Source organism: Actinoplanes sp. ATCC 53533 (genome assembly GCF_003947245.1).
The window spans coordinates 66,676-92,256 of record NZ_QHHV01000046.1 but is presented as its reverse complement, the minus strand read 5'-3'; the positions used below and the strand labels follow the sequence as shown (position 1 = coordinate 92,256).

Annotated in this window: 24 protein-coding genes, 10 tRNA genes and 1 pseudogene; 28 read left to right on the top strand and 7 right to left on the bottom strand. The window is 71.5% G+C overall.

The window, feature by feature from the left end; translation table 11 throughout:
- The 4 genes from DMB66_RS16345 to DMB66_RS16330 all read left to right on the top strand — a co-directional run bounded on the left by DMB66_RS16345 (position 1) and on the right by DMB66_RS16330 (position 4,150).
- A complete protein-coding gene (locus DMB66_RS16345) occupies positions 1 to 1,962 on the top strand; it encodes a VWA domain-containing protein (RefSeq protein WP_125804932.1) in 1,962 nt (653 codons plus the stop codon).
- Positions 1,963 to 2,301: 339 nt separating this feature from the next.
- Entirely contained in the window at positions 2,302 to 2,934 is a 633-nt protein-coding gene (locus tag DMB66_RS16340; RefSeq protein WP_125804931.1) for a CDP-alcohol phosphatidyltransferase family protein, read from the top strand.
- Complete coding sequence (locus DMB66_RS16335) at positions 2,931 to 3,818, top strand: DUF881 domain-containing protein (RefSeq protein WP_125804930.1); 888 nt, start codon at positions 2,931 to 2,933, stop codon at positions 3,816 to 3,818. The genes DMB66_RS16340 and DMB66_RS16335 overlap by 4 nt, the downstream gene beginning before the upstream one ends.
- Positions 3,818 to 4,150 carry a small basic family protein gene (locus tag DMB66_RS16330; protein WP_125804929.1) on the top strand — a complete coding sequence of 111 codons (333 nt, stop codon included), beginning with the start codon at positions 3,818 to 3,820 and terminating at the stop codon, positions 4,148 to 4,150. The genes DMB66_RS16335 and DMB66_RS16330 overlap by 1 nt, the downstream gene beginning before the upstream one ends.
- A 517-nt stretch (positions 4,151 to 4,667) precedes the next feature.
- Here the strand turns inward: DMB66_RS16330 and DMB66_RS63740 are convergent.
- Positions 4,668 to 4,910 carry a hypothetical protein gene (locus DMB66_RS63740; RefSeq protein WP_233624597.1) on the bottom strand — a complete coding sequence of 81 codons (243 nt, stop codon included), beginning with the start codon at positions 4,908 to 4,910 and terminating at the stop codon, positions 4,668 to 4,670.
- A gap of 35 nt (positions 4,911 to 4,945) precedes the next feature.
- Between DMB66_RS63740 and DMB66_RS16325 the strand changes: the two are divergent.
- The 8 genes and pseudogenes from DMB66_RS16325 to DMB66_RS16290 all read left to right on the top strand — a co-directional run bounded on the left by DMB66_RS16325 (position 4,946) and on the right by DMB66_RS16290 (position 12,081).
- Positions 4,946 to 5,922 (top strand): annotated as a pseudogene (locus tag DMB66_RS16325) (DUF881 domain-containing protein).
- 28 nt (positions 5,923 to 5,950) lie between these two features.
- On the top strand, positions 5,951 to 6,331 hold the full coding sequence (gene gcvH, locus DMB66_RS16320; protein ID WP_125804928.1) for a glycine cleavage system protein GcvH: 381 nt from the start codon (positions 5,951 to 5,953) through the stop codon (positions 6,329 to 6,331).
- Between the two features lie 202 nt (positions 6,332 to 6,533).
- Entirely contained in the window at positions 6,534 to 6,986 is a 453-nt protein-coding gene (locus DMB66_RS16315; protein WP_023362861.1) for an FHA domain-containing protein, read from the top strand.
- 80 nt (positions 6,987 to 7,066) lie between these two features.
- Entirely contained in the window at positions 7,067 to 7,747 is a 681-nt protein-coding gene (locus DMB66_RS16310; protein WP_125804927.1) for a MerR family transcriptional regulator, read from the top strand.
- 215 nt (positions 7,748 to 7,962) lie between these two features.
- The gene (locus DMB66_RS16305; protein ID WP_125804926.1) at positions 7,963 to 8,427 is read left to right on the top strand and encodes a bifunctional nuclease family protein; all 465 of its coding nucleotides are present in this window, start codon (positions 7,963 to 7,965) and stop codon (positions 8,425 to 8,427) included.
- A 154-nt stretch (positions 8,428 to 8,581) separates the two neighbouring features.
- Positions 8,582 to 9,139, top strand: coding sequence for a MerR family transcriptional regulator (locus DMB66_RS16300; RefSeq protein ID WP_125804925.1), 558 nt, complete (start codon positions 8,582 to 8,584; stop codon positions 9,137 to 9,139).
- Positions 9,129 to 11,399 carry an excinuclease ABC subunit UvrA gene (locus tag DMB66_RS16295; RefSeq protein ID WP_125804924.1) on the top strand — a complete coding sequence of 757 codons (2,271 nt, stop codon included), beginning with the start codon at positions 9,129 to 9,131 and terminating at the stop codon, positions 11,397 to 11,399. The genes DMB66_RS16300 and DMB66_RS16295 overlap by 11 nt, the downstream gene beginning before the upstream one ends.
- A gap of 61 nt (positions 11,400 to 11,460) precedes the next feature.
- Positions 11,461 to 12,081 carry a class I SAM-dependent methyltransferase gene (locus DMB66_RS16290; protein WP_125804923.1) on the top strand — a complete coding sequence of 207 codons (621 nt, stop codon included), beginning with the start codon at positions 11,461 to 11,463 and terminating at the stop codon, positions 12,079 to 12,081.
- A 62-nt stretch (positions 12,082 to 12,143) separates the two neighbouring features.
- On the opposite strand, the gene DMB66_RS16285 is transcribed toward DMB66_RS16290, so the two are convergent.
- Together DMB66_RS16285 and DMB66_RS16280 are read right to left on the bottom strand one after the other, a co-directional pair.
- The gene (locus DMB66_RS16285; RefSeq protein ID WP_125804922.1) at positions 12,144 to 15,446 is read right to left on the bottom strand and encodes a S8 family peptidase; all 3,303 of its coding nucleotides are present in this window, start codon (positions 15,444 to 15,446) and stop codon (positions 12,144 to 12,146) included.
- A 142-nt stretch (positions 15,447 to 15,588) separates the two neighbouring features.
- Positions 15,589 to 16,395, bottom strand: coding sequence for an SAM-dependent methyltransferase (locus DMB66_RS16280; RefSeq protein ID WP_370318590.1), 807 nt, complete (start codon positions 16,393 to 16,395; stop codon positions 15,589 to 15,591).
- 122 nt (positions 16,396 to 16,517) lie between these two features.
- On the opposite strand from DMB66_RS16280, the gene DMB66_RS16275 reads away from it, so the two are divergent.
- Positions 16,518 to 17,381: a LysR family transcriptional regulator gene (locus DMB66_RS16275; protein WP_125804920.1), complete on the top strand. Its 864-nt coding sequence runs from the start codon at positions 16,518 to 16,520 to the stop codon at positions 17,379 to 17,381.
- Between the two features lie 169 nt (positions 17,382 to 17,550).
- Here DMB66_RS16275 and DMB66_RS16270 read toward each other — a convergent pair whose 3' ends face one another.
- Positions 17,551 to 17,739, bottom strand: coding sequence for an AraC family transcriptional regulator (locus tag DMB66_RS16270; RefSeq protein ID WP_125804919.1), 189 nt, complete (start codon positions 17,737 to 17,739; stop codon positions 17,551 to 17,553).
- Positions 17,740 to 17,935: 196 nt separating this feature from the next.
- Between DMB66_RS16270 and DMB66_RS16265 the strand changes: the two genes are divergently transcribed.
- The 13 genes from DMB66_RS16265 (at position 17,936) to DMB66_RS16220 (ending at position 21,937) form a co-directional block, all read left to right on the top strand.
- Entirely contained in the window at positions 17,936 to 19,585 is a 1,650-nt protein-coding gene (locus tag DMB66_RS16265; RefSeq protein WP_199752398.1) for an alpha/beta hydrolase, read from the top strand.
- Between the two features lie 225 nt (positions 19,586 to 19,810).
- A complete protein-coding gene (locus DMB66_RS61195; RefSeq protein ID WP_158647256.1) occupies positions 19,811 to 19,960 on the top strand; it encodes a hypothetical protein in 150 nt (49 codons plus the stop codon).
- 200 nt (positions 19,961 to 20,160) lie between these two features.
- Positions 20,161 to 20,233 (top strand) — tRNA-Phe (locus DMB66_RS16260).
- A 56-nt stretch (positions 20,234 to 20,289) separates the two neighbouring features.
- Positions 20,290 to 20,360: transfer RNA gene (locus DMB66_RS61190), tRNA-Gln, on the top strand.
- A gap of 20 nt (positions 20,361 to 20,380) precedes the next feature.
- A tRNA-Leu gene (locus DMB66_RS16255) sits at positions 20,381 to 20,452 on the top strand.
- 4 nt (positions 20,453 to 20,456) lie between these two features.
- Positions 20,457 to 20,529 (top strand) — tRNA-Thr (locus DMB66_RS16250).
- Positions 20,530 to 20,591: 62 nt separating this feature from the next.
- A tRNA-Pro gene (locus DMB66_RS16245) sits at positions 20,592 to 20,664 on the top strand.
- A gap of 71 nt (positions 20,665 to 20,735) precedes the next feature.
- A tRNA-Arg gene (locus DMB66_RS16240) sits at positions 20,736 to 20,808 on the top strand.
- A 31-nt stretch (positions 20,809 to 20,839) separates the two neighbouring features.
- Positions 20,840 to 20,911 (top strand) — tRNA-Lys (locus DMB66_RS16235).
- Positions 20,912 to 20,913: 2 nt separating this feature from the next.
- Positions 20,914 to 20,983: transfer RNA gene (locus DMB66_RS16230), tRNA-Met, on the top strand.
- A 2-nt stretch (positions 20,984 to 20,985) separates the two neighbouring features.
- Positions 20,986 to 21,056, top strand: a tRNA-Asn gene (locus tag DMB66_RS16225).
- A 12-nt stretch (positions 21,057 to 21,068) separates the two neighbouring features.
- Positions 21,069 to 21,160, top strand: a tRNA-Ser gene (locus tag DMB66_RS61185).
- 336 nt (positions 21,161 to 21,496) lie between these two features.
- On the top strand, positions 21,497 to 21,937 hold the full coding sequence (locus DMB66_RS16220) for a hypothetical protein (RefSeq protein WP_125804917.1): 441 nt from the start codon (positions 21,497 to 21,499) through the stop codon (positions 21,935 to 21,937).
- Between the two features lie 129 nt (positions 21,938 to 22,066).
- Here DMB66_RS16220 and DMB66_RS16215 read toward each other — a convergent pair whose 3' ends face one another.
- Entirely contained in the window at positions 22,067 to 22,471 is a 405-nt protein-coding gene (locus DMB66_RS16215; protein ID WP_125804916.1) for a hypothetical protein, read from the bottom strand.
- A gap of 50 nt (positions 22,472 to 22,521) precedes the next feature.
- Here DMB66_RS16215 and DMB66_RS16210 point away from each other — a divergent pair, with 50 nt between their 5' ends.
- A complete protein-coding gene (locus tag DMB66_RS16210; protein ID WP_125804915.1) occupies positions 22,522 to 23,040 on the top strand; it encodes a hypothetical protein in 519 nt (172 codons plus the stop codon).
- Positions 23,041 to 23,313: 273 nt separating this feature from the next.
- On the opposite strand, the gene DMB66_RS16205 is transcribed toward DMB66_RS16210, so the two are convergent.
- On the bottom strand, positions 23,314 to 23,685 hold the full coding sequence (locus tag DMB66_RS16205) for a MerR family transcriptional regulator (protein WP_125804914.1): 372 nt from the start codon (positions 23,683 to 23,685) through the stop codon (positions 23,314 to 23,316).
- Positions 23,686 to 23,796: 111 nt separating this feature from the next.
- Here DMB66_RS16205 and DMB66_RS16200 point away from each other — a divergent pair, with 111 nt between their 5' ends.
- Positions 23,797 to 24,507: an SDR family oxidoreductase gene (locus DMB66_RS16200; RefSeq protein ID WP_125804913.1), complete on the top strand. Its 711-nt coding sequence runs from the start codon at positions 23,797 to 23,799 to the stop codon at positions 24,505 to 24,507.
- An 86-nt stretch (positions 24,508 to 24,593) separates the two neighbouring features.
- On the opposite strand, the gene DMB66_RS16195 is transcribed toward DMB66_RS16200, so the two are convergent.
- Positions 24,594 to 25,535, bottom strand: coding sequence for an SDR family oxidoreductase (locus DMB66_RS16195; RefSeq protein ID WP_125804912.1), 942 nt, complete (start codon positions 25,533 to 25,535; stop codon positions 24,594 to 24,596).
- Positions 25,536 to 25,581 lie beyond the last annotated feature (46 nt).

Sequence of the window (25,581 nt, the reverse complement as noted above, 5' to 3'; positions counted from 1 at the left end):
ATGGCCGGTAACCGATTTCGGTATGGCGCGTGGCGGGACGGGCCCGACCCGCTCGCGCCGCCGTACGACGTGCGGGCGGCCGTCGACGAGGTCGGCGAGCGGGTGCTCGGCGGCGACAGCCTCCGCGACGCGCTGCGTGACCTGCTGCGCCGCGGCCCCCGTGACGGCCGCGGCCTCGACGACCTCGAGGCCCGGGCCCGCCGGATGCGCCGCGAGGCGCTCCGCCGCGGCAACCTCGACGGCGCGGTCACCCGGGCCCAGCAGCTGCTCGACCAGGCCGTCGCGGCCGAGCGCGACGAGCTGCGCGGCCGCGAGGGCGACGACGCCCGCTTCCAGGAGGCGGTGCTGGACAACCTGCCCCGCTCCACCAGCCAGGCCGTGCGGGAGCTGTCCGACTACGACTGGGCCAGCGACGAGGCCCGCGCGACCTACCAGCAGATCCTCGACGGGCTGCGGCGCGAGGTGGTCGAGCAGCGCTTCGCCGGCATGAAGGACGCGCTGCGGGGCCGCGACCCGGCCACCGACGCCCGGGTCGCGGAGATGGTCGGCGACCTCAACGACCTGCTCGCCAAGCACGCCCGCGGCGAGGACACCGACGACGCCTTCCAGCAGTTCATGGCCAAGCACGGCGAGTTCTTCCCGGAAAATCCGCAGACCATCGACGAGCTGGTCGACTCCCTGGCCCGGCGGGCCGCGGCGGCCGAGCGGCTGATGCGCTCGCTGAGCCCGCAGCAGCGCGAGGAGCTGGCCCAGCTCATGGAGCAGGCGCTCGGCGACGGCCCGCTGCGCGACCGGCTGGCGGAGCTGACCGACAACCTGCGGGCGCTGCGGCCCGAGCTGAACTGGAACCGCGGCGAGCGGATGCGGGGCAATGAGGACCTCGGCTACGGCGACGCCACGGCGGCCCTCGGCGAGCTGGGCGAGCTCGATGACCTGCTGGAGCAGCTCGGCCAGGAGCACCCCGGTGCGACGCTGGACGACGTCGACGTCGAGGCGGTGGAGCGCCAGCTCGGCCGCGGTGCCGCCGACGACGTCCGCCGGCTGCGCGAGCTCGAACGCGAGCTGCGCCGCCAGGGTTGGGTCACCCGCGACGACGACGGGCTGACCCTGTCGCCGAAGGCGCTGCGCCGGCTCGGCCGCACCGCGCTGGCGCAGGTCTTCTCGGATCTGTCCGGCCGCAAACGCGGCTCGCACGACCTGCGGGACGCGGGCGCGGCCGGTGACCTGATCGGGTCGTCGCGGCGCTGGCGCTTCGGTGACGAGCAGCCGATCGACGCGGTCCGCACCATCGGCAACGCGATCCGCCGCCGCGCCGGTGCGGGCGTGGGCACGGTGCCGGTGCGCCTGCAGCCGGAGGACTTCGAGGTCGCCGAGACCGAACGCCGCGCCTCGGCGGTGGTGGCGCTCTGCGTCGACCTGTCGTATTCGATGTTCGCGGACGGCCGCTGGGGCCCGATGAAGCAGACCACGCTGGCGCTGTCGCACCTGGTGGCGACCCAGTTCCCGCAGGACTCGCTGCAGATCATCGGCTTCGGCAGATATGCGATGAGCCTGTCGCAGGGCGAGCTGGCGGCCATCGAGCCGGACATGGTGCAGGGCACCAACCTGCAGCACGCGCTGAAGCTGGCCGGCCGGCACCTGCGCCGGCATCCGGGCGCCGAGCCGGTCGTGCTGGTGGTGACCGACGGCGAGCCGACGGCCCACCTGGGCGACGACGGCCAGGCGTCCTTCACCTGGCCGACCCTGCCGGAGACGGTCCAGCTCACCGTGCGCGAGGTCGACCTGCTCACCCGGTACGGCGCGACACTCAACGTCTTCATGCTGGGGGAGGACCCGGGCCTGCGCCGCTTCGTCGACGCGGTGGCCCAGCGCAGCGGCGGCCGGGTGTTCAGCCCGGACGTGACGGAGCTGGGCCGCTACGTGGTCGACGACTACGTCCGCAGCCGCCGCGGCAAACGCTGAGAACGCGCGGGGCACCTCCTTCCTAGGATGCTCTAGGGGAGGTGTCCCGCACCACCGGGATGCTCGCCGACCGGAGGTCGGTCGGCACATCGCCGACGCCGGGTTCGCCGAGTCGCGCCGGCGGCCGCGAGGCAGGACTGCCGCATGAAGGCAAAATGGCGCTCAACGGCAACGGTTGGACCGGGACAACGACGAGGCTGGTTATAGTGGCTCCGCGAGTGACCGGCCCCGGTGTGTCCGGCGAGCCGACCGGGGGGTCGGCGACGGACGATGCCGCCGGGGTGGCGGTCCGACGTCCCCGGGTGGGGTCCCGGGGCTGGCAAGGGGAGAGGGGGCGCGATGTCGCAGCAGCCTGCGCGGGTGACGCCCGGTCCGGTGCCACCGCCGATCACCGCCTCCGACCGGATCTGGACCATCCCGAACGTCATCAGCTTCATCCGGCTGCTGGGCGTGCCGCTCTTCCTCTATCTGCTGCTCGGCCCGCAGCACGACGTCGCCGCGGTGATCGTGCTGACGCTGGGCGGCACCACCGACTGGGTCGACGGCTACGTGGCCCGCCGGATGAATTCCGTCAGCCGCCTCGGCGAGCTGCTCGACCCGTTCGCGGACCGGCTCTACATCCTGGCCACTTTGCTCGGTTTCACCCTGCGCGAGGTGGTGCCCTGGTGGCTCACCGCGGCCCTGGTGCTGCGCGAGGTCGTGCTCGCGGTCGCGCTGCTGGTCCTGCGCCGGCATGGGTACGGGCCGCCGCCGGTGCACTACGTCGGCAAGACCGGCACGTTCCTGCTGCTCGGCGCGTTCCCGGTGCTCCTGCTCGCCGAGGCGGTCCCGTCGGTCCACGCCGTCGCCTCGCCGATCGGCTGGGCCCTGGCCTGGTGGGCCCTCGGCCTCTACTGGGCGGCCGCGGTGCTCTACCTCGCGCAGACCCGCGCCATGCTGCGCGCCGACCGGGCCGGGGCAGCGGCCGGATGACCTCGCCCGACGGCGGCGACGGGCAGCGCCGGTTCGCCCCGGACTTCCTGACCGAGCTGTTCCAGAACCCGCTGGACCCGGGCTACGCCGACGCGGCGGCCCGCAAGGCCCGCGGCGAGGGCCGCACCGGCACCGCGAAGCAGGTCGTCAGCGGCGTCAGCGCGCTGACCCTGGTCGCCCTGGGCTTCCTGCTGGTGGTGGCCTATCAGCAGACGATGGCCGACGAGCCGGCCCGCAGCCAGGCCCGGGCCACCCTCATCGACCAGGTGCAAAACCGCCGCACCGAGACCACCGAGCTGCAGAAGCGCGCGGAGCGGCTCCGCTCCGAGGTCGCCGGCCTGCGGGAGAAGCAGCTCGGCGGCGCGGCCGTGGCCCGGCTGCGCGACCTCGAGGCCGAGACCGGGCTGGCGCCGGTGCGGGGCTCCGGCGCCCGGGTCACCGTCGGCGACGGACCGACGCCGGTCGACCCGCTGACCGGCGAGCGCAAGAGCGAGGCCCGGGTCCGCGACACCGACCTGCAGGTGGCGACGAACGCGCTGTGGGCGGCCGGCGCGGAGGCCATCGCGGTCAACGGCCAGCGGCTGACCGCCACGTCGACGATCCGTCAGGCGGGCGAGGCCATCCTGGTCGACTTCCGGCCGGTGACCACGCCGTACCAGGTGGTGGCGATCGGGCCGGACAACCTCGCCGGCACGTTCCGCGAGGGCTCGGCGGGCCGCTTCTTCCGGGCGCTGAACACCAAGTTCGGCATCTCGTACGACGTGGCCGAGGTCGGTGACGTCACCCTCGACGCCGCCGCCTCGCCGAACCTGCGCCATGCGGTGCCACCGGCCCTGCCGTCCAGCGCACCCACCCCGTCCAGCAAAGCGTCGAAAGGCGGCTGATGATCGCCGTACTCGCCCTGATCGCCGGCGTCGTGCTCGGCCTCGTGCTAGATCCGACGGTGCCGCCGGCCCTGCTGCCGTACCTGCCCATCGCGGTCGTGGCCGCGCTGGACGCGGTCTTCGGCGGCGTGCGCGCCAAGCTCGACGGCATCTTCGACGACAAGCAGTTCGTCGTGTCCTTCATCTCGAACGTGCTCGTCGCGGGCATCATCGTCTACCTGGGCGACCAGCTCGGCGTGGGCAGCCAGCTCTCCATCGGCGTCGTGGTGGTGCTCGGCGTCCGGATCTTCGGCAACGTGGCCGCGATCCGCCGACACCTGTTCCGGGCGTAGCGCGATGACCGACGACCAGCAGCCCGACCACCCCGCGCCGGGATCGCGGCCCGACCGTCCCGCGACCGGGCCGGAGTCCGGCGACGGGCGGCCCGACCGGCTTGCGTCGGATTCGCGGCCCGACCGTCCCGCGTCGGAATCGCGGCCCGACCGGCCGGCGCCGGGGCAGGAGCCGGGCGACCGGCAGCTTGACCGGCCTGTGACCGGACCGGAGTCCGGAGATGAGCAGCCTGACCGGTTCGCGACCCGGTCGGGGTCCGGCGACGGGCCGGGCGCTGAGGGGCGTGGCGCCGACCGGGCTGCGACGCTCGGCGGTCCGGGGATGCCCGCCGCCGGTCGGCGACCGGCGGCCGACCCCTTCGAGCCCGGCGCCGATCCGCCCGATCCGCCTGCGGCCGTGTCGCCCGGGCCGGACATGGACACCCCGCTGGATCCGTATGCGCCGTTGTCCGCGGACGGCCCCACGGTCCGCCTCGCCTCGGCCATGGTTGTGCCGGGCCCGGCGGGCGACCGCGGTTCACCCGCGGGATCCGGACGTCCCGGCCGATAGCCGGAGCGAGCCGGCTGACACGCCCGTGGCGGCCGGGGACGAGCCCACCGTGGTCTCCCACCCGGCCGGGCGCGACGACGAGCCCACCACCTTGCTGACGCCGCCACCGGCGCCCGGTGAGCCGGCCCAGCCGGCCGCCGAGCCGCCGTCGCTCCGCGGCGGCGCGACGATGCGGTTGCAGCCACCGTTCTTCGCGCCGGAAACGACCACGATGCATCGCCCGGCACCGGTCACGGCCAGCCCGGATGTCCGCCAGGACCGGCCGGCCGAGGCCACGCCGGCCGAGGCCACGCCGGCCGACCCGGGAGCCGAGTCCTCGGCCGGCCTCGCCGAGCTCGACCGGGAGGCTGGGCCGTACGCCGGCCCCGCGCCGCTCGACCGGGAGGCTGGGCCGGAGGCCGGCGCGCCGGCTACGTCACCCGATGTGGTGACGGCCAACGGTGCGGGCGATACGGCGGACGGTGCTTCGGCCGTACCGGATGGGGCCGTACCCGAGAAGGCCGGGCCGGGGAAGCCGGCGGCCCGGCGGCGGCTCACCTCGGCGGGTGCGTTGATCTGGGTGTTGCTCGCCCTGCTCGGGTTCACCCTGGTCGTGCAGTTGCGCAGCAACGACGACGACGGCGGGCTGGCCAGCGCGCGCCAGGAGGACCTCGTCGGCATTCTCAGTGATCTCGAGGCGCGGGACCAGCGGCTGCAGCAGGAGATCAACGCCCTGGAGGAGAGCCAGCGGCAGCTGACCTCCGGGGTCGCCGGGCGCCAGGCCGCCCTCGCCGAGGCCGGCAAGCGGGCCGATGAGCTGGGTCTGCTGTCGGGCACGCTGCCCGCGCGGGGACCCGGTCTGAAGATCTCCATCGACCCGAAGGGCCAGGCGATCAAGGCCTCGGCCCTGCTGAACGCCGTGCAGGAGCTGCGCGGCGCCGGCGGCGAGGTGATGGAGATCATCGGGAACAACGGCGTCGCCGTGCGGATCGTGGCCTCGTCCTATTTTGTTGATGCCGCCGGTGGTCAGGTGATCGTCGACGGCAAGGAATTGAGCGGTCCTTACACACTGTGGGTGATCGGGGTGCCGTCGACCATGCAGACCGCGCTGCAGATCCCTGGTGGGGTGGTCGCTTCGGTGAGCCAGGCCGGCGGTAACGTGACCATGGAGCAACGCAGCACGGTCGAGGTGACCGCGGTGCGTCAGCCCACCAGCCTGCAGTACGCGCGTCCGGTCTCGTGAGCGGGCGCGCTTGTCAACGGAGGAATGCGTGATTCCTGAGGACCTGCGGTATACGGCCGAGCACGAGTGGGTGTCCGGTGACGGCACCGCGCCCGTGCGGGTGGGCATCACCCACTTCGCGCAGGACGCGCTCGGCGACATCGTCTTCGTGCAGTTGCCCGACGAGGGCACCGCGGTGCGGGCCGGTGACCAGCTCGGCGAGATCGAGTCGACGAAGAGCGTCTCGGAGATCTACGCGCCGATCGCCGGCATCGTGGTGGCCCGCAACGGCAGCCTCGCCGACGAGCCGGAGCTGATCAACGCCGAGCCGTACGCGGCCGGCTGGCTCGTGGAGATCGCCCCGGAGGACCCGGCGGCGCTCGACGGCCTGCTGGACGCGGAAGCCTACAAGGCGCTGACCGACAGCTGAACGTCCGCGCGTCTGGTTGCCCGCCATTTCGGCGCTGACTAGGCTCGCGGAGCACGTGAAGAACTGTTATTACTTCGAAACCGATAGTCGTGCCGTCCGGACCTCCGGGCAGCGGCGGGGGGCGCTGCGCTCCGGACCTGGGTCCGGCTCGCTCACCCCGCGTCGTCGGGCGGCGACCGAAACAGATCCGTGAGGTGGTCCGATGACGCGCCCAGACGACGAGTTCCCCCCACTCGACGTCACGTCCACGCTGAACCTCGGTGCGCTCGACGAGGTGCTCGAGGGCCCCGAGACCGACGTGGTGCCGAGCCGGATGTCCGGCTCGCTGCCCCCGGGGATGGCGCTGCTGGTCGTGCGCCGCGGCCCCAACGCGGGTGCGCGGTTCCTGCTGGACCATGACGTGACCACGAGTGGTCGCCATCCTGACAGTGACATTTTCCTGGACGACGTGACGGTCTCGCGCCGGCACGCCGAGTTCCACCGCGACGGGGGCACCTTCACGGTCCGCGACGTGGGTTCGCTCAACGGCACGTATGTGAACCGGGAGCGGGTCGAGTCGGCGACCCTGAGCAACGGGGACGAGGTCCAGATCGGCAAGTTCCGGCTGGTCTTCATCGCCGGACCCCGGCCGGAGGGCGAGGGAAGCGGGGCGTGAACCCGTCGGGGGCGGCCGCGCGCGACCACGGCATGAGCGCCCAGGGCAATCGTGCCCCGGGCGGTCGTGACGCTGCGCTGATGAGCATCGGGGAGGTGCTGGCCCAGCTGCGTACCGAGTTCCCGGACACCACGATCTCCAAGCTCCGGTTCCTGGAGGCGGAGGGGCTGGTCGACCCGCAGCGCACCGCCTCCGGTTACCGGAAGTATTCGTGGAACGACGTGGCGCGGCTGCGCTTCGTCCTGACCGCGCAGCGGGACCAGTACCTCCCGCTGCGCGTCATCCGCGAGCAGCTCGAGGCCCAGGAACGCGGTGACGACACGCTGGCCCACCGGCGGCCGTCGCTGGTCGCGGTCGGCTCGGAGGCCGAGGTGCCGGCGGAGACCGCCGACACCCGGGTGTCGCGGGCCGACCTGGTGGAGCGCACCGGCATCGCCGAGCAGATGCTCACGGAGCTGGAGCAGCTCTCCCTGGTGACCTCGCGGCCGCCGGGCTGGTACGACGGCGACGCCGTGGTGATCGTCGAGGCCGTGGTCGGCCTGGTCCGGCACGGCCTGGAGCTGCGGCACCTGCGCGCGTTCCGGACCGGCGCGGACCGGGAGGTCGGACTGTTCGCTCAGCTGCTGACGCCGTTGATGCGCCAGCACGACCCCGCGGCCCGGGCGCGGGCCGCGGAAACGGCGCGCGAGCTGCAGGCGCTGTCCCAGCGGCTGCACGCCGCGCTGGTACGGGCCGGATTGCGGGACACCCTCGGGCGCTGAGGGCGCGTTGTGGCGCGCTGAGGTGGCGTCGCGGCGCGAGTCCCGGTTTGCCTGGGGTGGCCCGGGTAACCCACAGACACGGCATCGTGTGGCGCTCCGTTCGGAGCGTCCGTGTACCGTGCAGGATAGGCAGGAAACAGCCTGATGGTCGCGTTGCCCTGCGGGGGCGGCGTCGGCCTACGGGGCGGCAACGACGTGCGACACGGAGGCGGGCGGTGCGCGAGCTGAGCGTGGTCGGGGTTCGGGTGGAGCTGCCCAGTAACCAGCCGATCGTCCTGCTCAGGGAGGTCGACGGCGATCGGTACCTGCCGATCTGGATCGGTGCGGTGGAGGCAACTGCCATCGCGTACGAACAACAGGGCGTCAAGCCCGCCAGACCGTTGACCCATGATCTGTTACGGGACATCCTCGCGGCGCTCGAGGCGCCGCTGAAGGCCGTCGAGATCACGGAGTTGAAGGAGAATGTCTTCTATGCGGACCTGCTGATCGGCGACGATCTGCGGGTGTCCGCGCGGCCGAGCGACTCGATCGCCCTGGCCCTGCGGGTGGGTGCGCCGATCCGGTGCGCCGACCAGGTGCTGACGGAGGCGGGCATCGTCATCCCGGACGAGCAGGAGGACGAGGTGGAGAAGTTCCGCGAGTTCCTCGACCAGGTGCGTCCGGAGGACTTCGCCGGCTGAGCCCCGGTCGCCCGGTTCGGGCATCGACGGCCACCTTCGGTCCGGTCGTCCGTACGCGGCGTGTCGCAGCATTACCTCCCTGTTTCGTGGCGCGCTGGGTTATAGGCTCGTGAAGTCCAGGTGAAGCGGCACCGCGCAGCGGGGAGGTAGTCGCGTGCACGAGTCAGACTCGGTTGAGGGTCCGCTTGTCGGCGAGGACGGCGATACCGGGTATCGCGGAGTGACGGCATGTCAGGCGGTCGGCATCAGCTACCGCCAGCTCGACTACTGGGCGCGCACGGCGCTGGTCCTGCCCAGCATCCGGGACGCGTCGGGGTCCGGCACGCAGCGGTTGTACTCGTTCCGCGACCTGGTCGTGCTGAAGGTGGTCAAGCGCCTGCTCGACGCGGGCGTCTCCCTGCAGAACATCCGCAAGGCCATCGAGACGCTGCGCTCGCGCGGGGTCGAGGACCTGGCGGGCATCACCCTGATCTCCGACGGCACGACGGTGTACGAGTGCCGTTCGCCGGAGGAGGTCGTTGATCTGCTCCAGGGCGGCCAGGGTGTCTTCGGCATCGCCATCGGCGGCGCCTTCAAGGAGATCCAGGGTTCGCTCTCGCACCTGCCCGCCGAGCCGGCGGCCGGGCCGCAGCCGGTCGGCACCGGCGTGCCCGAGCAGCCCGCGGCCGGAGACGAGCTCGCGGCCCGCCGCGCCCGCCGCCGTGCGGGCTGAGCAGCGGCACGTCGCTGATTCCCACGATGTCATCGAGGTTCGCGGGGCCCGGGAGAACAACCTTCGGGACGTGTCGCTGGAGCTGCCGAAGCGGCGCCTGACCGTCTTCACCGGCGTCTCCGGCTCCGGCAAGTCGTCGCTGGTCTTCGGCACCATCGCCGCCGAGTCGCAGCGGATGATCAACGAGACGTATTCGGCGTTCCTGCAGTCGTTCATGGGCAGCCCGAGCCGCCCGGACGTCGACAGCCTGCGCAATCTGAGCGCCGCGATCGTCGTGGACCAGGAGCGGATGGGCGCCAACTCGCGCTCGACGCTCGGCACGGCGACGGACGCGTACACGATGCTCCGGATCGTTTTCAGCCGCGTCGGCGTGCCCAGCGCGGGCAGCGCGCTGGCCTACTCGTTCAACGGCGAGGGCATGTGCCCGGCGTGCGAGGGCATCGGCAAGGTTTCCACCATCGACGTGGCGGGCCTGATCGACCCGGACAGGTCGATCAACGAGGGCGCGATCACCGTTCCCGGCTTCAGCGTCGACGGCTGGTACGTCAAGGGCTACGCCGACGCCGGCTTCTTCGACCCGGCCAAGCCGGTCCGCGACTTCACCGCCGGCGAACTCGACGACCTGCTGCACAAGCCGGCCACGAAGATGAAGCTCAACGGCATCAACACCACCTACGAGGGCCTGGTCCCGAGGGTCCAGCGGATGTATCTGGCCAAGGACCGCGATTCGGCGCAGCCGCACATCAGGGCGTTCATCGACCGGGTCGCCACCTTCGCGGCCTGCGCGGCGTGCGGCGGCAGCCGGCTCAAGCCGGAGGCGCTGGCCTCGCGGATCGCCGGGCGCAACATCGCCGAGTGCTCGGCCATGCAGGTCAGCGATCTCGCCGCGTTCCTGCGGGAGCTGCACGAGCCGTCCATCGCGCCGGTCCTGACCGGCCTGCGGCAGACCCTGGACTCGCTGGTCGAGATCGGTCTGGGCTACCTGAGCCTGGACCGCGAGTCCGGCACCCTGTCCGGCGGCGAGGCGCAGCGGGTCAAGATGGTGCGGCACCTCGGCTCGGCGCTGACCGACGTCACCTACGTCTTCGACGAGCCCACCATCGGGCTGCACCCGCACGACATCCAGCGGATGAACACCCTGCTGCTGCGGCTGCGCGACAAGGGCAACACGGTGCTGGTGGTCGAGCACAAGCCGGAGACCATCGCGATCGCCGACCACGTGGTCGACCTCGGACCGGGCGCCGGCCCGGCCGGCGGCCAGGTCTGTTTCGCCGGTACGGTCGCCGGCCTGCGCGCCTCGGGCACGCTGACCGGCCGGCACCTGGACCACCGGGTGTCGCTGCGGGACGAGCCCCGATCCTTCTCGGACACACTGTCGATCAAGGGCGCGTCGCTGCACAACCTGAGGGACGTGTCGGTCGACATCCCGCTGGGGGTGCTGACCGTCGTCACCGGGGTGGCCGGCTCGGGCAAGAGCTCGCTGATCTACGGCTCGATGCCGCGCCGCGACGACGTCGTGGTGGTCGACCAGTCGGCGATCCGGGGGTCGCGGCGCAGCAACCCGGCCACCTACACCGGCCTGCTCGACCCGGTCCGGACGGCCTTCGCGAAGGCGAACAAGGTGAAGGCGGCCCTGTTCAGCGCGAACTCCGAGGGCGCCTGCCCGAACTGCAAGGGCCTCGGCCTGGTCTACGTGGACCTGGCGATGATGGCCGGGGTCGCCTCGGTGTGCGAGGAGTGCGAGGGCAAGCGGTTCACGCCCGAGGTCCTGACGTACAAGCTGCGCGGCCGCGACATCAGCGAGGTCCTCGCCATGTCGGTGAGCGAGGCCCGGGACTTCTTCACCGAGAAGCAGGCCCGCGCCGTGCTGGACCGCCTCGTCGACGTCGGCCTCGGCTACGTGAGCCTGGGGCAGCCGCTGACCACGCTGTCGGGCGGCGAGCGGCAGCGGCTGAAGCTGGCGATCCACATGGCGGAGAAGGCGGCCACCTACATCCTGGACGAGCCGACCACGGGCCTGCACCTGGCCGACGTGGATCAGCTGCTGGCGCTGCTGGACCGCCTCGTCGACGACGGCAACACGGTGATCGTCATCGAGCACCACCAGGCGGTGATGGCCCACGCGGACTGGATCATCGACCTGGGTCCGGGCGCGGGCCAGGACGGCGGCCGGATCGTCTTCACCGGCACCCCGCGGGAGCTGGTCGCGAGCGCGCAGACCCTGACCGCGGAGCACCTGCGCGAGTACGTGAGCCGCTGATCTGTTGCCGAATCGGCAACAGATGTTGTCGTCCGGCGCCGGGGGCGGGCAGGCTGGCGGCATGACTGACGCGACCTACTGGGACACCCGCTATGCGGAGAGCACCGCCGTCTGGAGCGGCGACGTCAACGTCGCCCTCCGGGACGAGGTGAGCGACCTGACGCCGGGCACCGCGCTGGATCTCGGCTGCGGCGAGGGCGGCGACGCGATCTGGCTGGCCGCGCAGGGCTGGCGGGTCACCGCCACCGACATCTCGGCCGTGGCGCTGGCCAAGGCCGCCGCGCACGCCGCGCGGGCCGGGGTCAGCGTCGACTTCCAGTGCCACGACCTCGGCAGCTCGTTCCCGGCCGGCACGTTCGACCTGGTGTCGGCCCAGTTCCTCTACCCCCGCGGCGAGGTGCCCCGCGAGCGGATCCTGCTGGCCGCCGCCGCGGCGGTCGCCCCCGGCGGCATCCTGCTGATCGAGGGGCACCAGGACTTCGGGCCCTTCGCCGAGCAGCACCACGCCCACGGCGACATCTCCTTTCCCGAGCCCGACGAGGTGATCGCCGGCCTGCGGCTGGGCGAGGGGGAGTGGCAGGTGCTGCGCGCCGCCAAGCACGACCGGCTGCAGAACGGGCCGGACGGACAGCCGGCGCACCGGACGGACAGCACGGTCAAGGTGCGCCGCCTGCCGGGTTGAGCGCCCGGCGACGGAAACGGGGCGGCGAGCCATCGGCCCACCGCCCCGTTCGTCCAGCGTGCCTATCCGACCGCGTACGCCCGCAGCACCGTCACCGCGGCGGTGTTGCCCGCGGCGTCGGTGGCGTTCGCCCGGAGCGACACGTGCCCGGGCCCGGCGGGGTTGATCACCCGGGCCGTCCGGTGGTCACCTGTTCCCCGCACCGTGGCCGGCCGCCACGTCCGCCCGTCGTCGGTCGAGAACTCGACGGTCAGCGTGCGGTTCGGTTTGGCCGCCGAGCCGGTCGGCCGCTCCACGGTGACGGGGATGACGACCGGCTCGCCGGCCGGTGCGACGTTCTTCGCGTCCACGCGCGGGCTGAAGCGCACGGTGGACAACGGCAGGCGGACGGGAGCCTCCCCGGCCGTCGCCGAACGGAACGTCCAGGCGCCGCTGACCGACGTCGACAGCCGGAACGGTGCGCCGCGGCTGGCGGACTGTTCCAGCCGGTACCGCGCGTTGCCCGGCGGCACCTTGAACTCGGCGTAGCCGGACGCCACCTCGGCGATCAGCGTGCCGCCGGCGTAGAGCGCCGTTCGCGCGGTGTCGGCGCGCGCGTCGCCCCAGTGCCCGACGCCGTCGCTGAACAGCGGGATGCCGGCCACGATCAGATCCTCGATCCGCACCGCCGCGTCGAGGTCACCGGCGACCGAGGGAGCGAACACCGCACGGTTCCAGGCCTCCCGGTAGGTCTGGCCCGCCCGGTACCGCTTGTCGGGCGAGACGGCGATGCTGAGCAGTTCGGGGAAGCTCTCCGGGTCGTCGCCGCGCAGCTCCTGGTCGAACTCGCCCGCCCAGGTGGTGCTGCCCTCGGTGCTCAACCACTCGGTGCGCTCCGACGGCAGCCGGAACCCCAGGCCCACGGCCCACCCGCCGATGGTCGGCCCCAGGTCGGGCCAGTTGAGCTTGATGGCGGTGACGCCCTCGGCCTCCCGGGCGAAGCTGGACTTCACCGTGGCCAGCTCGCCGGCCCGGACGCGCTTGGTGAAGCCGTTGTAGAAGGCGCCCTCCCTCAGGTACGCGAGGTTGTAGGTGAACGGGGTGTCCTGGAACGTCTGCCCCGCCTCGTCGAACTTCGCGAAGGTGGCGTTGACCGACCCGAAGAAGCCAGCCTGCTTGGCGCGCGGGCCGACCTGCCCCAGGAACAGATCGTCGCCGCTGTCGGAGAGCGCGGAGGCGCTGATCCCGAACTCCTCGCTGACCCAGTCGGCATTGACCGCGACCAACGCCGGTGTCGCGTCCTTGCGGGGCACGGTGATCGTCACCGGCTTGCCGCGGCGAGCGTCCAGCAGCACGCTCTCCGGGCCGTTGACGACGAGCTTCGGCTGGACCAGCGTGGTCAGGTCCGCCGCACCGTAGATCCAGGTGAGCAGGCCGTACTCGCCCTTGGGCAGCCGCACCTTGTCGGTCGCCTCGCTGCCGAAGACATCGTAGATCGCGAACTGGTCCAGCCGGTTCAGCGACGTGACGTGCTCGGCGGGCTGTCCGTCGCGGCCGAGCTGCCGGAGGGTGACGTCGTAGCTCTCCACCTCGCGGTTCACCGCGACCGGGGTCTCCACCCGGACGTCGCCGGCGCCGGTCGCGACCAGCCGCCCGGTCTTGAAGCCGTCGACACCCTCGCCGCTGGTGTCCGCCGTGACCGTGGTCGTGGCGGTGCCGCCGGCCGGCACGGTGACGCTGGTCGCCGCCAGCGAGAACGTGCCGGAGTCGCCGGTCAGCGACAACGACAGGGTGAGCGGCCCGGTGCCACCGTTGCGGTAGGTGACGGTCCTGGTGACCGGTGCGTCATCGTCGTGCGGCCACAGCTGCCGGCCGAAGCTGATGCTGCCCTCGTCCACGGACACCGCCTGGCGCACCACGCGGGCCACGTCGACGCGGCCCGCGCCCTGGCCGAAGACGTCCACGCCCTCGGTGGGTTTCGCCGCGCCCATCAGCAGGGTCTTGCGCTGCCGCGGGGACCAGCCGGGGTGCTGCTGAGTGACGATCGCTGCCGCGCCGGCCACGTGCGGGGTGGCCATCGAGGTGCCGGAGAGGCTCACGTAGCCCTCCCCGGCGGGGGTGCCGATCTGGCCGTTCGCGGCGCGGGCCGCGACGATGTCCACACCGGGCGCGGTGATGTCCGGCTTGATGGCGTCGTCGCCGACCCGGGGGCCGCGACTGGAGAAGTCGGCCAGCTGGTCCTCGTCGTCCACCGCGCCGACGGTGAGCGCCGAGTCGGCGCTGCCCGGCGAGCCGACCGTCGCGGTGCCGCCGGCGTTGCCCGCCGCGATCACGAACAGGGCCCCGTGCGCGGCGGTCAGCTCGTCGACGGCCTGCTCCAGCGGGTCGATGCTCGGCGAGTCACCACCGCCCAGGCTGATGTTGATGACCGGGGCGGTCCGCGCCGCCCACTGCATGCCGGCCAGGATCGCCGACTCCTCGCAGAACTCGGTCTCGCACACCTTGCCGATCGCCAGCTTCGCACCGGGCGCCACGCCCCGGTACTTGCCGCCGGACTTCGCGCCGCTGCCGGCGATGATCGAGGCGACGTGCGTGCCGTGCCCCACGACGTCGTCCGCGTTCGGGTCGGTGGTGAAGTTCTCGTTCGCCACGATCTTCCCGGCGAAGTCGGGGTGGGTGGCGTCGATGCCGGAGTCCAGGATCGCCACCGTCACGCCGGTGCCGTCCAGACCCGCCTGCCAGGCCGCCGGTGCGCCGATCTGCGGCACGCTCACGTCCAGGTCGAGCTTGCGCTTGCCGTCCAGGTAGATCCGCTCGACACCCGGCCGGAGCGCGCGGGCTGCGGCCGTACCCGTGGTCAGGGAGGTCCAAAGCTCGGCCCGCGCGGTCCGCGGCGTGCGCACCGCGAGCGCGCCCACCCCGCTGAGATCGCGGGCGACGCGGGCCGTCCCGCCGGTCGCCGCCCGGGCGCCGGCCGGGCCCTTGCGGCTTCCCGACCGGGGGTACGCGAGGAGCAACGGCAGCTCGGCCTCGCCGGTGTAGCCGAAGTCGCGCAGCGCGGTCAGGTCGAACAACCGCTGGTCGAGCCGGCCGGCCTGAACCAGCGGCAGCGCGTCCACCGGGATCACGTAGTGGTGCCCGCCGGCCGCGCGGCTGACGAACCGCGTTCCGCTCCGTCCGGGCGCGCGGTCGACGCTGGTCCGGCCGTCCGGTGTGACGATCACCCGGTCGCCGGTGATCAGGGTGATGCTGGTGGATGTGGCGGCCACCTGCCCCGGAGGCGCTCCCGGAGCAGGTGCCGCGTACGCCGAGGTGGGCGCGACCGCCGCGAGCGCGGCAACCGTCCCCACGGCGAGCAGAGCAGCGGGCGATTTTCGCAGGCGCATGCAGGGCCTCCCGTCAGCCGGGCCCTCGTGGCCCGGCGCCCATAGATGGCCATGACTTTCGCACAGGCACGCAAATCGCCGGCTCCATCGATGACCGTCCGTGGTCCAAACTGGACCGTGGCGGCGGGTGCCGGTGCCGTGACTACGGCTTGCGGCCGACACCACCGAAGGCGTCGACGTCGCGCGGCTCGGCGCCGGGCTCCGGGCGCCAGTGCGGCACGGACACCACACCGGGATCGACGAGCTCCAGACCGGCGAAGAAGCCGGCGATCTCCGCCGGGGTGCGGTTGCGGTATGGCACGGCGCCGGTGTCGGCATATTCGTCGAGCGCCTTGTCGGCCTCCGGGCCGGCCACGACGCTGGTGCCGTCGTTGAGCGAGAGATAGCTGCCGGACGGCAGCGGCTCCATCAGCCGACCGATGATGCCGCGCGCCTCGCCGGTGTCGGCGACGTGGCCGAGGACTCCGCTGAGGACCAGCGCGACGGGCTCGGTGAGGTCGAGGGTGCGGGCGGCCTCGCGGAGGATCCGGCCGGGATCGTGCAGGTCGGCGTCGATGTAGTCGGTGGCGCCCGCGGGATTGCCGGTGAGCAGCGCGCGGGCGTGGATCAGGACCAGCGGGTCGTTGTCGACGTAGACGATGCGCGCCTCGGGCGCGACGCGCTGGGCGACCTCGTGGGTGTTGTCGGCCGTGGGCAGCCCGGTGCCGACGTCGAGGAACTGCCGGACGCCGGCCTCGCCGGCCAGGTATCCGATGCTGCGAACCAGAAACTGCCGGGAGGCGCGGGCCACCTCGTCCACGCCGGGGAAGGTGGCCCGGAACTGGTCTCCGGCCGCCCGGTCCACCGGGTAGTTGTCCTTGCCGCCGAGCCAGTAGTTCCAGATCCTGGCGGAGTGCGGCACCGACGTGTCGATCTTGGCTGGTGTTGGCCCGTCAGTCGATGCTTCCACTGTCACGATTCCCGTCCTTCGTGGCCATAGCGGCGACCAGTCTCGCGTCCTTCCGGCGCGCCGGCAACCCCGCGGTCGTGGTCGGTACCACGTACCGTCCGGGTTTGGTGGACGATAGTGGGATGGAGACCCGCCGCCTGCGCTTACTGGTGGAACTGTCCCGGCTGGGCTCGATGCGGGCGGTCGCCGACGAGTTGCACATCACCACCTCCACGGTGTCGCAGCAACTCGCCGTCCTGGCCCGGGAGGCGGGCACCACGCTGACCGAGCCGGACGGCCGGCGGGTCCGGCTCACCCCGGCCGGCCAGCGGCTGGCCGGGCACGGGGTGACCATCCTGGCCGCGGTCGAGGCGGCCCGGCTCGACCTGGACCCGGACGCGGAGCCGGCCGGGGCGCTGCGGGTCGCGGGCTTCGCGACGGCCGTGCGCCGGTCGCTGCTGCCCATCGCGGCGACCCTCGCCCGGACCACGCCCCGGGTCCGGCTGCTGATCCACGAGCACGAACCGTTCGAGGCGTTCGAGTTGCTCGCCATGGACGCCGTGGACCTGGCGCTGACCTACGACTACAACCTGGCCCCGGCCGTCTTCGACCAGGGCCTGGAGGCGGTGCCGCTCTGGGAGGTCCCGTGGGGCCTCGCGGTGCCCCGCGACGCCCCGGCCACCGAGTTCGCCGGCTTCGCCGCCGACGACTGGATCGTCAACTCCCGCAACACCGCCGACGAGGACGTGGTCCGTACGGTCGCCTCGCTGGTGGGTTTCACCCCGCGGATCGTGCACCGGGCGGACAGCCTGGACCTGGTGCAGGACATGATCGTCGCCGGCCTGGGCGTGGGCCTGCTGCCGATGGACGAGCCCACCCTGCCGGGCGTACGGCTGCTGCCGCTGACCGGCGCCCAGGTCCGGCTGCGCTGCTACGCCGTGACCCGGTGCGGCCGCGCCGGCTGGCCGCCGCTGGCCCTGGTGCTGGGGCTGCTCTCGGCCGGCTGACCAGTACCGGGCCCCGCACCGCGCGGGCCGGGTGGGAGCACTTCCTGAGGGTCCGCACCCTCGACGCGGTCTGACCGCGGGCCCGCGCCGTCGCCCCCGGATCCACGACGGCGCGGGCCCGTCGCGGACGTCAGGGAACGAGCATGCTTGCCGCGGCACCCGGCTGTCCTTACGGGCGGGCGCACACCTGTTGCCTCAGCGCGCACTCCCGGTACTGCTGTGGCGAGACCCCGTACTGGAAGAGCCGGTGCAGGTAGCACCGGGAGATGTGGTGGGCGGCCGCGATCGCCGCCGGGTCCAGGCCCGGCTCGCCCAGGTGGGCGAGGATGAACGGCTCGCCATTTCGGACCGGCCTCATTGGACATCGCGCCGGTGAGACCTATGGCATCCATTGCCTACTATCCGATGCGCGCGGCGACGCAGCCGCGTTCGTCGATGGAAAGGCTGGGGAATTGCCACCTATCGGGAGAAGCCTCCTCGCGGCCGGAGCGACCGCCGCCGTCCTTGTGGCGGGGCTCGTCGGACCTGCCTCGCCCGCGTCGGCGAGGGCGCGCGTGGACACGACCAGCGCCAAGGAGCGCGCCCGCGTCGACAAGGTTCCGACGCCCAAGCTCGGCTGGTACAAGTGCTACGAGACCGCCGAGTGTGCCACGACCCGGCTGCCGCTCGACTACGACAAGCCGAAGGGCGCGACCACCGAGATCGCCGTTCTCCGGATCAAGGCCAAGGACCAGAAACGCAAGATCGGTAGCCTGTTCCTCAACCCGGGCGGCCCGGGCGGCTCCGGTGTCTCGATCGCGCTGGCCGCACCCTCCTTCCTCAGCCCCGCGGTGCTCGACAGGTTCGACATCGTCGGCTTCGACCCGCGCGGCATCGGCAACAGCACGAACGTGAAGTGCTGGAAGTCGGTCAAGGACCAGGGCGCCGTGCTGTCCCAGATGAACGTCGCCTTCCCCTGGGGCAAGGCCCAGGAGGCGACGTACGTGAACGCCGCCAAGAAGTTCGGCAAGGCCTGCTCGACCACCGGCAAGCCGCTGACCGGAGCCATGTCGACCGCCGAGGTCGTCCGGGACATGGAGGTGCTGCGCCGCGCGGTCGGCGACAAGAAGCTGAGCTACCTCGGCTTCAGCTACGGCACCGCGATCGGGCAGTACTACGCCAACATGTTCCCGGACCGGTTCCGGGCCGTCGTGGTCGACGGCGTGCTCGACCCGGAGCACTGGGTCGGCACCAAGAAGACTGCCACGCAGGAGCAGGACGAGCGGCTGCGCTCCGCCGACGGCGCCTACCGGGCGCTGCGGGAGATCCTCAAGCGCTGCGACAAGGCCGGCGAGTCGTACTGCGCGTTCGCGGCCGGTGATCCGGTGAAGAACTTCGAGACCATCGCCCAGAAGTTGCGGCTGAAGCCGCTGGTGATCACGGACGAGGAATCCGGGGAGAGCTTCACGATCACCTACGCCGACTTGGTCGGCGGCATCCTCGGCGACCTCTACTCGGTGAACGCGGGTGACTTCGTCACCCAGGACGCCCAGTTCGTCTGGACCCTGCTCAACCCGGCCAGCCCGGCGGCCAAGGCCGCCGCCAAGGCCAAGCTGATCAAGAGGATCACCGACGCCCGGGCCAAGGCCGGGCGCGACTTCCCGTACGACAACGGCTTCGAGTCGTTCGCCGGCGTCGACTGCACCGACGCGCTGCACCCGAAGGATGCGAGCTCGTGGCCGGCGCTGATGGCCAAGGCCGACAAGCGGGCGCCGTACTTCGGCCGGGCCTGGGGCTGGTCGACCGCGCAGTGCGCGCGCAACACCTGGACCGTGCGCGACGAGGACGCGTACACCGGGCCGTGGAACCGGCGCACCGCCGCGCCGGTCCTGATCGTCGGCACCAAGTGGGACCCGGCGACCAACTACGACGACGCGGTCTCGGCGTCGAAGCTGCTGCCGAACAGCCGGCTGCTGTCGAACACCAACTGGGGCCACACCTCGTACGGCACCTCGGCGTGCGCGACCGGCGCCATCGACAACTACCTGCTCAAGGGGACCCTGCCGGCGAAGGGCAAGCTCTGCGTGGGCGAGTACCAGCCGTTCGTCACGCCGCTGCCGACCGACCCGGGCGACGCCGCAACCCTGCGGGCCACCCAGGCACAGGCACAGCGGCCGCCGGTGGCGACCACGCTGCTGCCGTCGACCCTCAACGGCAACCGCTGACCCTCCGCACCACCAGATCGAGCGCGGCGCCCACCCGGGCGCCGCGCTTCGTCATACCCGTGATCCGGGGGAGTAGCCGGACTACCGCCAGGGCGCGTGGTGGGTCTGGAACTGAAGCCGTCCTGCCCCGGCCGCTCTGTGCGAAATAGGTTTGCTGGTGTCCGGAGGACAGCTCTACCGTAGAGATCAGCACCGGAGCACGAACGAACGGTCAGGAGACCAACCATGTTGTGGCACACCTCGATCACCCCGCAGCGGCACACGCCGCGCGGCGAGGTCACCACGACCTGTGCCGGGCAATCCGGTTCGGCCGCCCGCACCCTCAGGACCTCCGAGCGATTCGACAGCAAGCCCACCACCGGGAGGCGCACCTAGCGCCACGCCGAAGCGCACCGCGCCGAAGCCGCCTCCCGAACCGGGGAAGGCGGCTTCTCTGCTTCCCGGGCATCACCGGGTCTGTCGCAGAATCCTCGCGGCATGGACACGGCACCACTTGAGAACTCCACAGCGGAATGGCAGGAGAACGGGACCCGCCGGCGCCACCACGACGCCGGCCTGCTCCTGGCAACACCCCTGCTCACCGAGCTCGGATGGTAGAGCGCCGCTCTGAAAAGGCGGAGGTTGCCGGTTCGACACCGGCGGTGAGCACGACGAGGACCAAGCCGAGGGCGGAAGGTCGCCGCCCCCGATCCTCGGCACCCTGATGGGAGTTCGGCTAACGGCAAGCCCCGGTGCTTTGGTCACCGTGATGCGGGTTCGACTCCTGCACTCCCAGCGACCGACCTCGCAATGTTCGCCCTGGTAGCCCAACGCAGAGGCACCGCGCCCAAACCGCGGCCCGTGCGGGTTCGAGTCCCGCCCAGGGCACTACGCCGATGTAGCTCACCTGGACAGAGCGTGCGCCTCGTAAGCGCAAGAACCCGGTTCGAGTCCGGGCTTCGGCTCGTACACATGGAAAGCGTGGTACGGCGCGGCTTGATAGCGCGCGTACCCGACGTGGTAACAACGGGTCGTAGCCCAATCGGTAGGGCACCTGGTTTGGGACCAGGAAGGTTTCGGTTCGAGTCCGGACGATCCGACGCAGCGGAAGGGCCAGCCGAAGGCAGGCGCCAGCCACGGTCCCGAAAACCGTTGGGATGACTCCCGTGTCGCCCTGGTAGCTCAGCGGACAGAGCACCCGCCTCCTAAGCGGGCAGCCGCCGGTTCGATTCCGGCCCGGGGCACTCTCGCGGTGCCCCGGGTGCCGCGACACATGCCGTCGGCGCCTGATGGCCGGGCTCCGGACTTTTAATCCGGATTGCGGAGGTTCGATTCCTCTCGACGGCACTGCGGGTGTGGTGGAAGTGGTACCACGCTGGGCTCATGACCCAGCGGAGCCGTTCGACTCGGACACCCGCCAATCCCTCGTAGCTCAACGGCAGAGCGGCCGGTTGTTAACCGGTCGATACGGGTTCGACTCCTGTCGAGGGAGCGCAGTTGTCATGGAGGTGGACGCCGGCGGTCACGGCAGCGGCGCCGGAAACGCCGTAGGCGGCGCGAGCTGTCTCGTGGGTTCGAATCCCACCCTCTCCGCCAAACCCCGTATAGCTCAGCGGAACGATCTGCTTCCTGGACAACGCGGGCCGGCTGCACGGCTTCCTCGGGGTCACCGCCGCCGACGCAGAGCGGCTGGAGTGGGCGATCACCGAGATCCGGGCCGTCGTGATCCGTGCGATCCGCGGCTATCGCGGCAGCGAAGGAGTCCTGCAGACCGGCCCGTACAGCAGCGGCGAGGAGGACGAGGAATAGCGGCGCCCACGTCGAAAATCGATTCAGGAAGTTTGTATGCCTCTGACATGATCTGCCGCGAATGGTGGATCAGCGGATGCCGATCCACCGACGTTAGTCCACTGAGGATGGGATCGGTCAACCGTGAGAAAAGTGTTCTCGATGCTGCTGGCGCTGGTGGCGATGGCGTCGGTCATGACGGTCAGCACGCCGGCCGCCCAGGCGGCCGGCAGTTGCTCGGGCACGATCGTCTACAGCCAGGTGCAGTCGTCGGGCCTCGGCGAACTGGTCATCTACTACAGCAGCGCCAACGGCGGCACCAACAGCGCGTGCTTCTACCACCGGGGCGCCGCGTACGGGCGGGCGGCGGAGACCATGGTGCAGATCTACCGCTGTGAGCGGCCGAACAACGAGGGCGCGCACTGCACTCCCGACGGCGCCCGGGACACGGACTCCGGCAACTTCAGCTACCAGGCCGGCCCGGTCGGCGTGACCGGCGTCGCGAGCCGCTGCGTCGAGGCGCGCGCCTACATCGTCTGGAACGGCGAGCCCAAGTGGATCTTCAGCCGGCAGCAGGGCTGCTGACCACGTCACTCCTGCCGGCGGGGGTATCCCGCTGACCGTCACCCGGGCCCGGCGACGCCGAGAGGGGAACGTTCTGGACGAGTCACCGCGCACCGCGAAGGCACGCCGGGCCTGGGACCGGACGGGCGTTCAGAGCTCGCGGTCGCGCCACCGCCATTGGCTGTGCTGCGCGGGGTCCTCGCCGGGTTCGGGCAGGGTGCGGCGCAGGTAGTCGTCGTCGAGGGGTGTCAGCAGGAGTTCGAGTTCGCGTCGCGGGGCCGGTGGCAGTTTCGCCAGGATGTCCTGTAGGGCGCTACGGGCGGCTTCCGGTTCCAGGCCGGGGCTGATCACCGCGTCGCCGGGCAGCCAACGGCCGGGTCGGCGAAGCAGTTCCTCATACATGGCCAGGAACTTGGCGGCCGGGTGGAGGTGGCTGTGGACCTCCCCGACGTGGCGGATGGCGGCGAGGGTGCGTGCGGAGAGCCCGTGGATCTGCGGCTGCGGACCTGGCAGGTCGTGGGACCGGCGCAGCCGGTGCGGGCGCCTACGCGGCATAGCCTTCTCGGTGCGGGAGCATGCGGCCATCCTGCCACCCGATCCCCGCCATGGGCTATGCGCAGCGGCGGCCGCCAGTCAGCTATGGGATGCTCCACTCGGTGAATATCTCTCCGGACGTCCTGGAGTCCGCAGCTGCCGATCCCGCTTCTCCAGCGTGGGGCATTATCTGGGAGCAGTCGTGCCACCAGGGCAGCTGTGACCCCGCCAGCGTCGCCCTGCTGCCCTGGCTGGCGGAGACGATCGCCACCTTCTCTCCCGTGGGGTGCGAGACGGCCGTGACGCTCGCCGGTTTCATCGCGCTCGACGCCACCGACGCTGACCGTGCGACCTACGCTGATGAGATCGCGGCCTTGCGCGACGAGGAAGTCCTCGTCGATCTGCTGTCCGAGGACTCCGCGATCGAACCGGGGCTGTCCTCGGAGCTTGGTCAGCGCCTACACGCCGCAGCAGTGCAAGCGGGTCGGGAGTTCGTAGCCGCCGGCTTGACCCATCTGTTTGGTCAGCTCAGCTGCCCCAACTGCGGCACACGATTCAATCTGGCTGGCCACCTGGCCAGCATCCCGTGACGACGGCATCCTGATCTGTCGCCGATAAGAGGGTGCTGGCTGGCGAGGCCGTGGGGGCCAGGGTCCGCTGTGCCGCCGCCGTCTGTGTCTTCGGGTGGGATCGGCGGGCGGGGGCGCCGGTCGCGATGGCTGGGCGGGGTTGGGGAGCGGATGGGGAGCAGCCGGGGCGGACTTCGGGATCCGAAACACCTCTGGCCAGTTTCGATCCCAGAGTTCGTCGGAGTTGTTCGCTGTTTTCCGCCTCGTGCGGCAGCGACACTTCGTGATCAGTTCTCAGAGCGAACAGGTGGGCGCGGCTCCGGTCATGGTCCGGGCGGTGGCCGCGATCACGGCGTCCATCCGGTCTCGGGCGGCGGTCATCGCGGTGATCTGCTCCTGGAGGCGTTCGCGTTCCTGGGTCAGGTGCTCGAGCATGGCCGTGCTGGCCCGGCCGGTGTAGACGCAGGGCAGCAGTTGCCGGACGCTCTTGCTGCTCAGCCCGGCGGCGTAGAGCAACTGGATGAACTTCACCCGCTCGATCGCGCCGTCGGCGTACTGGCGCTGGCCGCTGGGGCTGCGCTCGGATTCGAGCAGCTGCTGCTCCTCGTAGTACCGCAGGGCGCGCACGCTCACGCCGGCCCCCTCGGCAACAGCTCCGATCCGCACTGCTCCTCCTCGTGGTCGAGGTCACTCTTGCCTCTAACGTCAACGTCAGGTCTTAGCGTAGCCGCTGTGAGGACAACGCGTCGCTCACGGGTTGCGGAAGGAATGCGCATCGTGAAGATCGCCGGTTCTGTCGTTCTCGTCACCGGAGCCAACCGGGGGATGGGCCGTCACTACGTCGAGCAGCTGCTGGAGCGCGGTGCGGCCAAGGTGTACGCCACCGCCCGCCGGCCGGAGAGCGTCGACCTTCCCGGCGCCGAGGTCCTGGCCCTGGACGTCACCGATCCGGAATCGGTCCGGGCCGCCGCCGCGGCGGCGCCGGACGTGACCTTCGTGGTGAACAACGCCGGGATCAGCACCGGCCACAATCTCATCACCGGTGACCTGGCCGTGATCCGTCAGGAACTCGAGACCAACTTCTTCGGTCCCCTGACGGTGGTCCGGGAGTTCGCCCCGGTGCTGGCCGCCAACGGCGGCGGCGCCGTGCTGAACATGCTGTCGGCGTTGTCCTGGTTCTCCGCCGACGGCGCCAACAGTTACAGCGTGGCCAAGGCGGCCGAGTGGAGCATGACCAACGGCATCCGGCTCGAGCTGATCGGCCAGGGCACCTACGTCGCCGGGGTGCACATCGGACTGGTGGACACCGACATGGCGGCCGGCCTGGACCTGCCCAAGTCCGCTCCGGCCGACATCGTGCGCATCGCCCTCGACGGCATCGAGGCCGGGTTGATCGAGATCGTGGCCGACGACTGGAGCGCCCACGTGAAGGCGTCCCTGTCGGCGGATCCGGCCCTCTTCTACCCGCAGACAGTTCCGGCCGGCTGAGCGGTCCGGAAGGGATCTTGACGGGCTCCTTCCCGCTACGTTCGTGGGTGTTTGAAGTCCATGAACGAAGCGGGAGGTCCCCGCCGTCAGCCGGCGGAGAAGTAGTGGCCGTTGTCCAGACCGGCGAGCAGGCGGGGCTGAGCGGGCTCCCAGCCGAGGGTCCGGCGGGTGACGAGGTTGGACGCCGGGTAGCTCTGCGTGACGATGTTCGCGAGGAACCCGAAGTATCCCGGCAGCACCAGTTCGTCCACGGGAACGCTCACGGCGGGCAGGCCCAGTCGGCTGCCGATGGCCTCGGCGATCTCGCGGAACGGGATGCCCCCGTCGTCGACCGCGTGCCAGTATCTGCCGGCCGGGCCCTTCTCCAGCGCCAGGCGGAACAAGGAGGCGACATCGCGGATGTGCACGGCGTTCCACAGGTTCGCGCCGTCTCCGGGGTAGCCGATGAAGCCCTTCTCCTTCGCGAGCGCGATCAGCGTCGGGAGGAAGCCGGCACGATCGGTCGTGCTGTGCGCGATGTTGGCGATCCGCACGATCGAAGACCGCACGCCCTGCTCGGCGAGGCCGATCACGGTGGTCTCCACGACGTTGCGAGCCCGCAGGGTGCCCTTGTGCTCCTCGCCACCGGGAAGGGCCGGGTCCTCCTCGGTGGCCGTCCGGCCCAGGAATCCCTGTCCGGGCGAGCCGATGCTCCCCGCCGCGACCAGCGGCTTCGCGGTGCCCGCCAGTGCCTCGCCGTAGGCGAGCATGATCGGGAGCTCCGCGGCGGCCACGGCGTGGATCCCGCCGGAGAACAGCAGGTCCTGCCGGTGCGCGACGTGGATGACGCCGTCGGAGTCCGCGGCCGCCTCCTTGAGCCCGTCCAGATCCTCGAGGTCGCCGCGACGGACCTTCGCGCCCTGCGCGGACAGCGTCGCCGCGGCAGCGTCCGACCGGGCCAGGCCGATGACCTCGTGCCCGGCGGCGACGAGCTCGGGGATGATGGACGAACCGGAATGGCCGGTCCCGCCAGTGACGAAAACGCGCATCTACTGTCCTTGTGAGGATGGGTGGAAAGGCTGTTATTTCTCTTGC